Source organism: Sphingobium mellinum (genome assembly GCF_037860795.1).
Taxonomy (GTDB): Bacteria; Pseudomonadota; Alphaproteobacteria; order Sphingomonadales; family Sphingomonadaceae; genus Sphingobium; species Sphingobium mellinum.
Genome location: NZ_JBANRK010000006.1, coordinates 21,747 through 34,261 on the forward strand (window position 1 = coordinate 21,747; position 12,515 = coordinate 34,261).

Sequence of the window (12,515 nt, forward strand, 5' to 3'; positions counted from 1 at the left end):
TCCGCTTCGTCCTTGACGACCTGCAAGGCTGCTCGATGCCGGTGGAAAGGGCGTTCATTCCCGGTCCTTTTACGTTCTTGATGATCGCAATTGCGCTATACAGACCTGTCTATGGTTGCGAGTCGGAATAGGCAGGCAGTCTGTCTGATGAAACGGCTCCAGCTGGATTTGATGATTGGAATGATCAGCGTGGCGGCGAAATTTGATGATCTGGAAGAGCAACCGATCGGCGCGCTCCCGCCGAGAGATCGCATTTTGCGGACCGCCTCGGACCTGTTCTACCGCTTCAGCATCCACACTGTCGGCATCGACCGGATCATCGCCGAAAGCGGCGTCGCCAAGATGACCTTCTACAAACACTTCCCATCCAAGGCCAATCTGATTGCCATCTATCTGCGGCAGAAAAGGGACATATGGTTCGATATGCTGTTGGCCGCGGCCAACGCGCCAGGGCTGCCGCCGGCTGAAAGAGTCCTCGCTGTTTTCGATGCATTGGGCACATCGTTCGGGTCACCGTCCTTTCGCGGCTGCCCGTTTGTGAAGGGAATGACGGAGTTCGGACCGGACGCCGACGCGCCTGAGATCCAGACGATTATTTCGTCCTATTTCGAAAGTTTACAGAATCTTGTCGCGGCGCTCATCGAACCGATGCGATTGGCCGATCCGGAAAAGGCGCTGGTCCAGATCCTGTCGCTTATCCAGGGATCGATCGTGATGGCTCAGGCGACCTCCAACCCTGCCATAGCAGCGGCGAATCGCGATGCCGCCAGGCTGTTGCTTCAGGTCGACTGCGCGGCGGCACCGCGACCCGAAGAGCGAACGGAGGCAGAATGAACGCGCCCCCGCAAATCCCGGCAATCGCCTGATCGAGGCCATCAACGGCCGCGCACCCGCCTCACCCCGCTTCCGTGAGGCCATGGCCTGCGCGGACCATGGCCGAAGCCTGGTTCATCATCGGTCGGACCGTTGCATCATGTAAATGGCGCCAGGCTGGCCATGATCAGGCGAACCAGATCAACCTGGCCCTTCGTGCCGGTCTTCGCGTAGATCCGCTTCGAATATATCCGAGCTGTTTCAGACGTCAGGTGGAGGCGGCGGCCTGCCTCACTGATCGATTCTCCAGTGGCCAGGCCGTGGGCCAGCGAGGCTTCGTTATGCGAAAGGCCATAAAGCGCCGAAAGTATCTGCGTTGCGCCAGTCGGCATCTCTCGCACGCCGATTTTGATCGTGCCGATGACGGAGGGATGCGGCACGAATTTTCCCAGATCGAGATCGGACGGCCGCAGGAGCATGTTCAGACCATGGTGTGCGTCCAGGCGAACCAGTCGGCGCCGGTCGCTCGGACCTCCAGCCAGCTCGGCACACGCCTTCTCGATCGCCTGCGCCACGTCGGGACGCACCTGCAGCCTGCGTCCGGCCATGGCTCCCGGTTCCGGCAGGAAGGAAAGCAGCGATTCCGACAGGGGGTCGGCGGCAATCACTCGGCCGTCGCTGTCGAACGCGAGTTGCCCAACTCCGATTCTTTCCAGCTGCCGGTTCGCCATGGCAGAAGACAGGCGCTGTTCGGTGAGTGCGACGAAGGTTTGCAGCGCGGCCATGAAATGGGGGATGATCGAAGACATCAAAGAGGATGCAAAAGCGCTGAAGTCTTCCCGTTCCCGAACCAATAACAACCACGCGTCCGCGAATCCCTTCGCGCTTACTCTCAGCCAGCGGCCAAAATTTATGCCCATGGCATCGAGTGTTGCTCGCTGCTGGTCGCGCTGCGCCACATCGCCATGATCGAGCATTTCTTCGAGCGCATACACCCGCCCCGGACGCATGGCGCCATAAGGGTTGAGTCCCATCGCGGCGATTCGCTGGAAGTCGATGGGGGGGTCCTGCGCGGCCCGGCTGGCGACGACATGGACGACCGCCGGTTCCTGCGTCGGCATGGCGTTCGCTAATGTGATGACGAGAAAGGCGCGACGCGCATAGGTCTGATCGACCAGAGATCGCATGAATGTCGTCCAGGGAGGATCCTCGTGGATCCCGCTTATCAGCGGAAGGGACAGTTCCCGTTGATACCCGAAAAGAGTGCTCATTCATTTTGTTCCCACATGGGAGCTTTGAGGTCAAGCGTCCGCTGCGATGACGCGCTGGTAGCGAAAAACAAAATGTCAAGGGATGACTGAATTGACCGAGAAATCCGTTTTAACGCATCTCGAACGCCTGGAGGCGGAGAGCATTCACATCATGCGGGAAGTCGTGGCGGAGGCAGAAAAGCCCGTCATGATGTACAGCGTGGGCAAGGACAGTGCGGTGATGCTGCATCTCGCGCGCAAGGCCTTTTATCCCTCGCCGCCGCCCTTTCCGCTGCTGCATGTCGACACGACCTGGAAGTTCAAGGCAATGTACGACCTGCGCGATCGCATGGCCCGGGACAGCGGCATGGAACTGCTCGTCTACCAGAATCCCGAAGCGAAAGAGCGCGGCATCAACCCGTTCGACCATGGTCCGCTGCACACCGACATGTGGAAGACCGAAGGGTTGAAGCAGGCGCTCGACCTCTACGGCTTCGACGCGGCGTTCGGTGGCGCGCGGCGCGACGAGGAAAAGAGCCGCGCCAAGGAGCGCATCTTTTCCTTCCGCACCGCGAGCCATGGCTGGGACCCCAAGAACCAGCGGCCGGAACTGTGGAATCTCTACAACGCCAAGAAGAACAAGGGCGAGAGCATCCGCGTCTTTCCGATCAGCAACTGGACCGAACTCGACATCTGGCAGTATATTCACCTGAACAACGTGCCGATCGTGCCGCTCTATTTCGCCGACAAGCGCCCGACCGTGGAGCGCGACGGTATGCTGGTGATGGTCGATGACGACCGCTTCCCGCTCAAGCCGGGCGAAGAGCCGGTGATGCGCTCGATCCGCTTCCGCACGCTGGGCTGCTATCCCCTGACCGGCGCTGTCGAAAGCGAAGCCAAGACGCTGCCGGAGGTGATCCAGGAAACGCTGCTCACCACCACGTCCGAACGTCAGGGTCGCGCGATCGACAAGGATGCGGGCGGCGCCGGCATGGAGAAGAAGAAGCAGGAAGGTTACTTCTAGAGCAGCCGACGTCCCGGCACAGGCTGGGACCTCGGGCCTCCTGGCAGGCCATCTCGCTGACCGAATCTTTCAACCCAGATCACAACGATCCCAGCCTCGCTGGGATGACGGGACAGAAAACATGACCGAAGTCATCTCCGAACCCATCTACAAGACCGACGCCCTCATTGCCGAGGACATCGACAAATATCTGGAAACCCATCAGCACAAGACGATGCTGCGCTTCATCACCTGCGGATCGGTGGACGACGGCAAGTCAACGCTGATCGGCCGCCTGCTCTATGACAGCAAGATGATCTTCGAGGATCAGCTCGCCGCGTTGGAAAGCGACTCCAAGAAGGTCGGCACGCAGGGGCAGGACATCGACTTTGCCCTTCTGGTCGACGGCTTGGCCGCCGAACGGGAACAGGGCATCACCATCGACGTCGCCTATCGCTTCTTCAACACCGAAAAGCGCAAGTTCATCGTCGCCGACACGCCCGGCCATGAACAATATACGCGCAACATGGTGACGGGCGCATCGACCGCGGACCTTGCCGTCATCCTGATCGACGCGCGCAAAGGCGTGTTGACCCAGACCCGGCGCCACTCCTATCTCGCCCACCTGATCGGCATCCGAAACCTCGTGCTGGCGGTCAACAAGATGGACCTGGTCGATTATGACCAGGCTGTCTATGACGGCATCGTCAAGGATTATACCGAGTTCGCCAACAGCATCGGCATCACGTCGTTCACCGCCATGCCGATTTCCGGCTTCAAGGGCGACAATATCACCGGCCCCTCGGCCAACACGCCGTGGTATAAGGGACCCGCTCTGATCGAGCATCTCGAAACCGTCGAGGTCAACAGCGCGACCGACGCGGAAAAGCCCTTCCGCATGCCGGTCCAGTGGGTCAATCGTCCCAACCTCGACTTCCGCGGCTTTTCCGGCCTGGTCGCGACCGGCGTGGTCAAGCCCGGCGACGCCGTGCGCGTGCTGCCCTCGGGCAAGACCAGCACGGTTACCCGGATCGTCACGCTTGACGGCGATCTGGACCAGGCGGTCGCCGGCCAGTCGGTGACGCTCTGCTTTGCTGACGAGATCGACTGCTCGCGTGGCGATGTCATCGCGCTGGCCGACAATCCCCCGCAGGCCGCTGATCAGTTCGAAGCGACCATCGTGTGGATGGCTGACGAGGAAATGCTGCCGGGGCGCCCCTATTGGCTCAAGATCGGCACGCAGACCGTCACCGCGACGGTGCAGCAACCCAAATATCAGGTCAATGTCAACACGATGGAGCATCTGGCGGCCAAGACGCTGGACCTTAACGCCATCGGCGTCACGAACCTGTCGACCGACCGGCAGATCGTGTTCGAATCCTATGAGGCGAACCGGACGCTGGGCGGCTTCATCCTCGTCGACAAGATCACCAACGCAACGGTCGCGGCAGGGATGCTGCACTTCAGCCTGCGGCGGGCGCAGAATGTCCATTGGCAGGCGACCGACGTCAGCCGCGAGTTCCACGCGAACCTCAAGAACCAGAAGCCGGCCGTGCTGTGGTTCACGGGTCTGTCGGGCGCGGGCAAGTCGACCATCGCCAACCTGGTCGAAAAAAAGCTGGCGCGCATGAATCGCCACACCTTCCTGCTCGATGGCGACAATGTGCGTCATGGCCTCAACAAGGATCTGGGCTTCACCGATGCCGACCGGGTGGAAAATATCCGCCGCGTGGGCGAAGTCGCGAAGCTCATGACCGACGCGGGGCTGATCGTCATCACCGCCTTCATCTCGCCCTTCCGGGCCGAGCGGGAGATGGTGCGGCAGATGATGCAACCCGGCGAGTTCATCGAGGTGCATATCGACACGCCGCTGGCCGAAGCCGAAGCCCGCGACGTCAAGGGGCTCTACAAGAAGGCCCGCGCCGGGGAACTGAAGAACTTCACCGGCATCGACAGCCCCTATGAAGCGCCGCAGGATCCGGAAATCCGCATCGACACCACCGGCATGACGGCGGAAGAAGCGGCCGAGGAAATCGTGAGGAGGCTCATCCCATGAGCGCGGCCATCGACATCAAGGCGCTGAGCGATGCGGATCTTGCCGCGCACCTCGCCGAAGTGGCAGGCCGCATCCTGCTGGAAGTGCGCGCCTCGGGCCTGTTCAGCGCCAAGGCGCTGGGCAAGGCCGGCGACCAGACGGCCAACCAGTTCCTCGTCCACGCGCTGCGCGAAGTGCGGGGCGAGGACGGGCTCCTGTCGGAGGAGGAAAAGGACAATCCCGCGCGGCTCGACCAGAGCCGGGTGTGGATCGTCGATCCGGTCGATGGCACGCGCGAATATGGCGAAGAACGCGCCGACTGGGCGGTGCATGTAGGCCTGGCGATCGACGGCAAGGCGGCGATCGGCGCCGTGGCGCTGCCGGGCCTGGACCTGACCGGCAGCGGCAAGGGCACGGTGCTCAGATCCGACCGGCCGCAGCCGCTGCCGTCCGCCCCGGATAAGCTGCGCATGGTGGTCAGCCGCACTCGTCCCGCCAAGGAAGCGGTCGCGGTCGCCGAACGGCTGAACGCCGAACTGGTCCCCATGGGCTCGGCCGGCGCCAAGGCGATGGCGGTCATCCTGGGCCAGGCCGACATCTATCTGCATTCGGGCGGCCAATATGAATGGGACAGCATGGCTCCGGTCGCGGTGGCGCAGGCACATGGACTTCATTGCTCCCGCATCGACGGGTCGCCGCTGGTCTACAACCAGAAGGATGTCTACCTTCCCGACCTGCTGATCTGCCGTCCCGAACATGCACAGCAGGTGCTCAAGCTGATCGCGGAGGCGCCGGAAGCGATCGGGTAAGGACCCCGGACCGTCCGCTCCGTCACTTTGCGAGCGGCGCGGCCAGGTCCCTCCCGGGGCTCCATGCGTGGAGGTCGTCGGGCTGGTCCACGTCGAAGCCGAGGCCTGGCCTTGCTATGGCGGTGAGGCCAAGGGACAGGCGGGCCGCCTCGCGATGGTGGGCGGCGAAGCTGTCCTCGCCGTAGCGGAATGCGAACCGGCCCCCCTGCGGCAGCGGCAGGCAAAGCGCATTGGTGCCTTGTCCCGCGCGATCGGAGGCGGCGGCGATGTGGGTCGGCGGGATGTCGAACATCGCCGCCACATCCTCCGCCTGAATGAGCGGCAGGTCGGCCGACAGGAACAGTACGCGATCGACGCCCGCCTCCAGCGCCGCGTCGCGCGCGCTCGACAAAGCCGCATTGAGGCCGCCGCCGGGATCGGCGAGCAGCCCGACGCTGTCCGGCAGGCCGTGGCGGTCAGGCCCCAGCAGCAGCACCTGCCCGGGACCCACGATGCGGCACGCCGCCGCATAGCTCCGCTCCAGCATCGTCGCCACCAGCCGCCGACGGCCGCCCTCGTCCAGAACCGATGACAGCCGCGTCTTGCACAAGGCCGGCGCCTTGATCGGAATGACGACCCATTGGCGCATCTCAACCGGCCATCGTCTCGGCCAGGTCCAGCGCCGCGCGCGCCACCCTCGCCCGGTCCTCGGGCGTCCGCATCAGCGTGTCGGTGATGCTGTGGGTGATCGCAAGCCCCTCCCCGCCATCGCGCACGTCCACCACTAGGCCGTCGATGATGCCGGCATAATGGGCGGCAATAGCCTCATTGGTCACGGCCAGGCCCAGTTCCCCCATCAGCTTGGCGGTCGGCCCCTTGACCGCCTGCCCGCCCACGATCGGCGATACCGCCACCACCGGCGCCGCCGTCGCCGCCAGCGCCTCCCGGATGCCCGGCACCGCCAGAATGGGGTCGACGCTCAGCCAGGGATTGGACGGCGCCAGCAGCACGGCGCGCGTGTCCGCAGCCATGATGGCCTCGATCACCCCCTCGGCGGGACGCGCCCCTTGCGCGCCATCGAAGCGGATGGCGTGGATGGCCGGCGCGCAGCGCTGCTCCACGAAATAGCGCTGGAAAGGCAGTTCGCCCTGGTCGGTCAGGACATGGGTCGACACCGGATCATCGCTCATCGGCAATATCCGCAAGCCCAATCCCCACGCCGCCGCGAAATGCGCGGTGACCGCGCTCAGCGACCGGCCCTGCGCCAGCCAGTGCGTGCGCAGAACATGCAGCGCAAGGTCGCCATCGCCCAGCAGGAACCAGTCCTCGCCGCCCAGCGATTTCAGCGCCTCCATGAAAGTCCATGTTTCGCCTTCACGGCCCCAGCCCTGCGCGGCATTGGCCTTGCCCGCGAGCGTGTAGAGCAGCGTGTCGATGTCCGGCGATACCGCAAGGCCCAGGTGACGGAAATCATCGCCCGTATTGACGATCGCGGTCACCGTCCCCGGCGGGCAGATCTGCTGCAGGCCCAGGACCAGCTTCGCGCCGCCCACGCCGCCGGTCAGCACAGTGATACGGCCGGTCATCGAAACAGATCCTCTTCCAGCGGACGAACCAGCCGCGCCGCGCCCGCCTCGCCATCGGGCAAGGACAGGCCGCGGATCAGCGCGGCGGCTATGCTCTCCGCGCCCTCGCCAGTCACCAGGGTCGCGGCGGTGGCGATCTGGTCGGCCAGCGCGATCTGCGTCACCTCCAGCTTGCGCCCGTCGCGATCCGCCTCTCCCCGACGATCGACGAGCGCGGGCAGCCCGGCCGCGCCGATGGCGACCCCCACCACGCCATAGCGCCAGGGACGGCCGAAACTGTCGGAAATGACAAGGCCGATGCCGGCCCCCTCCTGCCCCGCCAGATCGTCCAGCAATCGCCGCGCCGACCCATCGGGATCGACCGGCAGCAGCAACGCCCGTTCGGCGTCTCCCGGTCCGATGTTCGACCGGTCGATGCCGCTATTGGCCATCACATGGCCCAAACGGTGGCGCGTGATCAGAATGTCGGGCGCCGCTCGCACGACCGCGCTGCTTTCCCGCAGCACCAGTTCGACCAGACGGGCATCCTTGCGCGTCCTTTCCGCCAGGGCGACGGCTTCGGGACCCGGTTCCACCGTGCCCAGGTCGACCATCCGACCCTCCGCCTTGGACAGGATCTTCTGCGTCACCACCAGCACGTCTCCGCGCCGCATCGGCCATAAGCCCGCCGCCACAAGACTGTCCCGCAGCAAAGCGGAAAGATCGTCCCCGGCCCGAACCTCGGGAATATCGCAAAGCGGGTGAATCGCTATCATCCGCGCCCCTTACCCCACCACATTGCCCAAGGGGAGTCGCCTTCTGACACGCTCAAAGAATGCGTTCTCCCCTTTCTCCACCTGGGGTTTCCCGGACATGCCGGGTCGACCACATTGTCGAAAGTCGCTCCAGCCCAACGCATGAAAGCAGGCATCGCCACCGCACCCTGCCGCATTATCCTGCGGTCGCCGTCATTGGCTCGTCATCCCGCCATCGACGATCAGCGCCGTGCCATTGCAAAAACTCGCATCGTCCGACGCAAGAAACGCAACCGCGGCGGCAATCTCCGATGGTCGGCCCAGCCTGCCCGCCGGAATGGTCGCGGCGATCGCCGCGATCTGCGTATCGAGATCGTCCGATTGCACGCCCAACATCTCGGTGACGGTATAGCCGGGATTGACCGAATTCACGCGAACGCCGAACTTGGCCATCTCGATCGCCAGCACCTTTGTCAGCATTTGGACCGCGCCCTTGCTTGCACAATAGGCTGCGGCAAATTCACCGGCGAACAAGGCGGCTGTCGAAGCGATATTCACGATGGCGCCGCCGCCGGCTGCCTGCATCTCGCGCGCGGCCATGCGGCTTCCGAGAAAAGTCATGGTGGAATTGACGTCGACCTGCCGCCGCCAATCCGCCAGTTCCAGATCGACGACATGCGACAACTGGCAGATGGCGGCATTGTTGACGAGAATGTCCAGCTGACCGAACTCGGCCTTGGTCGCGCGAAGCACCTCTTCCCACGATGCCTCATCGGTCGCGTCATGCGCGAGCCCGAGCGCCCGGTATCCAAGGCGGCCCAAGTCGGCCGCCCGTTCGAAAACGCCCGCACTGTTGATGTCGGTCAGAACCACACTGACCCCTTCCTCGGCAAGTCTCGTCGCCGCGGCGAACCCGATCCCCACAGGGGACGCCGCGCCCGTCACGATTGCTACCTTGCCCTGCAATCCTCTCATCCTGTTTTCTCCCTTATTATAGGGCCCAGCCCCGCGGGGCGGGGACGACAGATTGCCCTGTCGCCCCCGCCTGCCCGGTCACTGCGGCAGTCAGCCTGAGTCCGTAGCAGACCGCAACTCAATTGTCTTCAGTCGCGAGCGCGCGCCGAGCGGACATCAGTGCTGCTTCAGCCGTGTCACTTGCCCCGTCTCGCGGTTCAGCCTTTTTGCGGCGCGAGAAGCTCCAGGATTCGCATGTCGGTGCCGCCCCCGGCGGCGAGCGCCTTGATGCAAACCTGGCTCGCACCCGCCTGAAGATGCGCGTCGGCCCGCGCGCGCAACGCGTTCCCGTCACCCCAGGCTACGGTCGCATCGATAAAGCGGTCGGAACCGCCATTCTCGAAGTCGGCGCCATCGAAGCCGAGGCTGCGCCACGAGTTGCGATAATTTTCCAGGCCGAGATACAGTTCGAGTTCCGCGCGAGCGATCTTGCGGGCCTTTTCAGGATCGGTTTCCAGGATCATGGGTTGCTCGACGCAAAGCCACTTGTCAGGCCCCAGGATCGAACGCGCGTTCGCGGTATGATCGGGGGTGATATTATAGGTGTGCGCGCCGTGGGTGCGCTCGCCGGAAAGAGCGATCATCTTTTCCCGCAGGGCGGCAAGGACGATCGGGGTCGGTTCCGCCGGCGGTGCAGCCATGTAGGGTGCCTGCTCATAGGCATCCAGGTAATTCCGCATCGCGGACAGCGGCTTGGAATAATCGTGCCCGCGCATTCCTTCGACCGCTTCGCGATGCGACACGCCAAGCCCAAGGAGGAAGCGGCCGCCCGATTGCTCGTTGAGCGCGTCCGCGGCACTGCGCATCGCCATCGGGTCGCGCGCATAGATGGTCGCGATGCCGGTCGCGACGATCAGCTTGCTCGTGTTCGCCAGCAGCCAGGACGCGGTCACCATGGAGTTCCGGCCAAAGCCCTCCGGAAACCAGATATGGGAATAGCCGAGCGCTTCGACACGACGCGCGAATGCGGCGATCCGCGAAGCCGTGGCCGGCCCCATCTCGGCCGAACGGTCGTTCTCGAAATAGCTGATGGACCCGTCCACCGGGGCCCACACGGCGAGCTTTCCTATGTTCATCGACTTTTCTCCTCTGAATCAATACGCTTTTACTGTGGGCTCCGATCAGTCAGCGCTCAGCCGCCCCGCCCCGCCCCGCCCCGTCCGCCGGCGGTCGCTATGCCGGCACCTTCCCTTCCCCTCGCGAAGATGACGGGCTGGGGCGCTTCTTGAGCACAGTAGTCTCGGCTTCGCAAGCCCGCAGCGCACGCGCCTCGGCGCTTGCGGGCATGCCCGTTCGTTCGATACCGTACCTTGTCCCACCCTTGGGATGGCCAAGGTCTTTCCCGTTGCATGACAAATATGGCAGGTCATGGTAGCGGCCCGGTTTCCCGCCACATCAGCCAGCGATAGTTGAGCGGTATCTTGCTGACCAAGAGGTAGAAAGTCCCAGCGCATAATGGAGAACAAGTCGAACAAGATCCATGAAAGTGCCGAAAGCTTGCACAAGGGGCGCGCTTCGGCGTCCCGAGGCATGGCCACCGTCGAAGCCATCATCCGGGCGGCCGAGCGGCTTTGGGGCATCCATGGCCTCGAAGGCGCTTCGCTGCGCGAGATCGGCATCGCGGCGGGCTCTGCCAACAAATCCCCGATCGCCTATCATTTCGGCGACCGAAACGGCCTCATCACCGCGATCTGCCGATCGCGGGAACCAGCGCTCGAGGTCCGCCGCCGGGCGCTTTTCCATGCCGCCGAGGCGGAAGGAAAGCTGGGAGATCCGTTGACGCTGCTCAAGACAGTCTTCCAGCCCATCTTCGAAGAGGTCGACGAAGACGGCCGGCATTCCTACGCGGCCTTTCTGCGTTCGCTGATCCGTTTTCCCCAATTTGACGGCCGCGCGATGACGCAGGACCTCACGCCGACGGGCTATCGCGTTGTGGACCTGCTGAGGGAGCAGGCCAGCCATCTGCCGCAAATCCAGTTCGACGCGCGACTGCGAATGATCAACCAGATCTGCTATGCCGCGATAACCGACCTGGATGACGCGTGTCAGGACTCGTCGCCCGATCCTGAACTGGCGAGCAAGATTTTTGAAGATGCGCTGAGCGCGTCGGCCCATCTGCTGCTGCTCGCAAAATAATGGCCCTCCCGGTCGCTCGCCCGGCGCCTCGCGGCCGACCAGCAGAATAGGATCGCTATCCTGCAGCGGGCTAATTATTATGAGCCGGCGCGGACTCCGCGTTGACAGGCTAAGGAATTCGCCTTAGGAGAGTTGTAAGGCAATCACCTTATTCGAGAGGCTGGGTCTTTTCGCGCCGTCAAAGGGCGAACGGCACCGGAAAATATACTCGGCGGGCGATCGCATATTCCTGTGACGATCAGGGCATGTATTCAGAGGCTCCTGCTGGCCCGGACGATCGGGAAAGGCGCCTCTTCGCGAAGCCCTTCTAAGCCGCCACCGCGCGGCTTGTTAAGAAAGAAAGCATATGGGCGAGAGGGAATTGGAAGGCAAATGCGCTCTGGTGACGGGCGGAACGCGCGGCATCGGAAGGGCGGTAACTTTCGCTCTGGCGGCCAAGGGCGCCGATGTGGCGTTCACCTACCATTCGTCGGCGGCCGATGCCGAAACGATCGTCAGCGACCTGGAGCGTCAGGGTGTACGCGCCAGGGCCTTTCAGTCCGATCAGGGCGATCCCACGGCCGCGCAAAAACTGATCGACGCGGTTATGGATGCGTTCGGCCGGCTCGACATATTGGTCAACAATGCCGGGCTCGCCAGCCTGCAGCGCCTGGGTGACGGGCATGATTACAGCGAACTCGACCGCCTCTGGGCCGTCAACACGCTGGGCGTCGTCGCGACGATCCGCGCCGCCGCGCATGTCATGGCGGATGATGGCCGTATCATAACCATCGGGTCCGGCAGCGGCAGCCGCGCCGGCATGGCGACCTCGGCCGACTATTGCGGCAGCAAGGCCGCCGTCGCCGGCTACACGCGCGGCGCGGCGCATGATCTTGCGCCACGCAGGATCACGGCCAACGTCATAGAATCCGGCATGATGAGCACGGAGATGGCGCACGGCATGCCGGAAAGCGACAAGGCGCGGATCAGCGCCGCCATTCCGCTCCACCGCTTCGGGGAACTGAAGGAAATCAGCGCCCTGGTCACATTCCTCGCTGGACCCGACGCGGCCTATATCACCGGCGCGACATTGGCGATCGACGGCGGATTGTCGGCATAGCCGGACGTGACACGGCTTTGCAGGGACGCTGATCGACCGCGAGGCCGTAAACAACCG

Annotated in this window: 12 protein-coding genes; 6 read left to right on the forward strand and 6 right to left on the reverse strand. The window is 63.8% G+C overall.

Annotated elements, in window-relative coordinates; all coding sequences use genetic code 11:
* Nucleotides 1-147 precede the first annotated feature (147 nt).
* A complete protein-coding gene (locus tag AAC640_RS09510; protein ID WP_340265880.1) occupies nt 148-834 on the forward strand; it encodes a TetR/AcrR family transcriptional regulator in 687 nt (228 codons plus the stop codon).
* Nucleotides 835-971: 137 nt separating this feature from the next.
* Here AAC640_RS09510 and AAC640_RS09515 read toward each other — a convergent pair whose 3' ends face one another.
* Entirely contained in the window at nt 972-1,823 is an 852-nt protein-coding gene (locus tag AAC640_RS09515; protein WP_340265881.1) for a helix-turn-helix transcriptional regulator, read from the reverse strand.
* Nucleotides 1,824-2,166: 343 nt separating this feature from the next.
* On the opposite strand from AAC640_RS09515, the gene cysD reads away from it, so the two are divergent.
* The 3 genes from cysD (at nt 2,167) to AAC640_RS09530 (ending at nt 5,910) form a co-directional block, all read left to right on the forward strand.
* A complete protein-coding gene (cysD, locus tag AAC640_RS09520; RefSeq protein ID WP_340265882.1) occupies nt 2,167-3,087 on the forward strand; it encodes a sulfate adenylyltransferase subunit CysD in 921 nt (306 codons plus the stop codon).
* A gap of 121 nt (nt 3,088-3,208) precedes the next feature.
* Entirely contained in the window at nt 3,209-5,122 is a 1,914-nt protein-coding gene (cysN, locus tag AAC640_RS09525) for a sulfate adenylyltransferase subunit CysN (protein ID WP_340265883.1), read from the forward strand.
* On the forward strand, nt 5,119-5,910 hold the full coding sequence (locus tag AAC640_RS09530; RefSeq protein WP_340265884.1) for a 3'(2'),5'-bisphosphate nucleotidase CysQ: 792 nt from the start codon (nt 5,119-5,121) through the stop codon (nt 5,908-5,910). The genes cysN and AAC640_RS09530 overlap by 4 nt, the downstream gene beginning before the upstream one ends.
* A 22-nt stretch (nt 5,911-5,932) precedes the next feature.
* Here AAC640_RS09530 and cofC read toward each other — a convergent pair whose 3' ends face one another.
* The 5 genes from cofC to AAC640_RS09555 all read right to left on the reverse strand — a co-directional run bounded on the left by cofC (nt 5,933) and on the right by AAC640_RS09555 (nt 10,299).
* Nucleotides 5,933-6,538 carry a 2-phospho-L-lactate guanylyltransferase gene (gene cofC, locus AAC640_RS09535; protein ID WP_340265885.1) on the reverse strand — a complete coding sequence of 202 codons (606 nt, stop codon included), beginning with the start codon at nt 6,536-6,538 and terminating at the stop codon, nt 5,933-5,935.
* 1 nt (nt 6,539) lies between these two features.
* On the reverse strand, nt 6,540-7,475 hold the full coding sequence (cofD, locus tag AAC640_RS09540; protein ID WP_340265886.1) for a 2-phospho-L-lactate transferase: 936 nt from the start codon (nt 7,473-7,475) through the stop codon (nt 6,540-6,542).
* A complete protein-coding gene (cofE, locus tag AAC640_RS09545; RefSeq protein WP_340265887.1) occupies nt 7,472-8,230 on the reverse strand; it encodes a coenzyme F420-0:L-glutamate ligase in 759 nt (252 codons plus the stop codon). The genes cofD and cofE overlap by 4 nt, the downstream gene beginning before the upstream one ends.
* A gap of 192 nt (nt 8,231-8,422) precedes the next feature.
* The gene (locus AAC640_RS09550; RefSeq protein ID WP_340265888.1) at nt 8,423-9,184 is read right to left on the reverse strand and encodes an SDR family NAD(P)-dependent oxidoreductase; all 762 of its coding nucleotides are present in this window, start codon (nt 9,182-9,184) and stop codon (nt 8,423-8,425) included.
* Nucleotides 9,185-9,381: 197 nt separating this feature from the next.
* On the reverse strand, nt 9,382-10,299 hold the full coding sequence (locus tag AAC640_RS09555; protein ID WP_340265889.1) for a TIGR03620 family F420-dependent LLM class oxidoreductase: 918 nt from the start codon (nt 10,297-10,299) through the stop codon (nt 9,382-9,384).
* Nucleotides 10,300-10,753: 454 nt separating this feature from the next.
* On the opposite strand from AAC640_RS09555, the gene AAC640_RS09560 reads away from it, so the two are divergent.
* Entirely contained in the window at nt 10,754-11,359 is a 606-nt protein-coding gene (locus tag AAC640_RS09560) for a TetR/AcrR family transcriptional regulator (RefSeq protein ID WP_340265890.1), read from the forward strand.
* 346 nt (nt 11,360-11,705) lie between these two features.
* Nucleotides 11,706-12,458, forward strand: a complete 753-nt coding sequence (locus AAC640_RS09565) for an SDR family oxidoreductase (protein ID WP_340265891.1) — start codon at nt 11,706-11,708, stop codon at nt 12,456-12,458.
* The last annotated feature ends 57 nt before the right edge of the window (nt 12,459-12,515 follow it).

Excerpts from the sequence above, each read along its gene's own strand:
- AAC640_RS09550 (WP_340265888.1), bottom strand. The coding sequence starts at position 9,184 with ATGAGAGGATTGCAGGGCAAGGTAGCAATCGTGACGGGCGCGGCGTCC.
- AAC640_RS09555 (WP_340265889.1), bottom strand. The coding sequence starts at position 10,299 with ATGAACATAGGAAAGCTCGCCGTGTGGGCCCCGGTGGACGGGTCCATC.
- cysN (WP_340265883.1), top strand. The coding sequence starts at position 3,209 with ATGACCGAAGTCATCTCCGAACCCATCTACAAGACCGACGCCCTCATT.
- cysD (WP_340265882.1), top strand. The coding sequence starts at position 2,167 with ATGACTGAATTGACCGAGAAATCCGTTTTAACGCATCTCGAACGCCTG.
- AAC640_RS09530 (WP_340265884.1), top strand. The coding sequence starts at position 5,119 with ATGAGCGCGGCCATCGACATCAAGGCGCTGAGCGATGCGGATCTTGCC.
- cofE (WP_340265887.1), bottom strand. The coding sequence starts at position 8,230 with ATGATAGCGATTCACCCGCTTTGCGATATTCCCGAGGTTCGGGCCGGG.
- AAC640_RS09560 (WP_340265890.1), top strand. The coding sequence starts at position 10,754 with ATGGCCACCGTCGAAGCCATCATCCGGGCGGCCGAGCGGCTTTGGGGC.
- cofC (WP_340265885.1), bottom strand. The coding sequence starts at position 6,538 with ATGCGCCAATGGGTCGTCATTCCGATCAAGGCGCCGGCCTTGTGCAAG.
- AAC640_RS09565 (WP_340265891.1), top strand. The coding sequence starts at position 11,706 with ATGGGCGAGAGGGAATTGGAAGGCAAATGCGCTCTGGTGACGGGCGGA.
- cofD (WP_340265886.1), bottom strand. The coding sequence starts at position 7,475 with ATGACCGGCCGTATCACTGTGCTGACCGGCGGCGTGGGCGGCGCGAAG.
- AAC640_RS09515 (WP_340265881.1), bottom strand. The coding sequence starts at position 1,823 with ATGCGTCCGGGGCGGGTGTATGCGCTCGAAGAAATGCTCGATCATGGC.
- AAC640_RS09510 (WP_340265880.1), top strand. The coding sequence starts at position 148 with ATGAAACGGCTCCAGCTGGATTTGATGATTGGAATGATCAGCGTGGCG.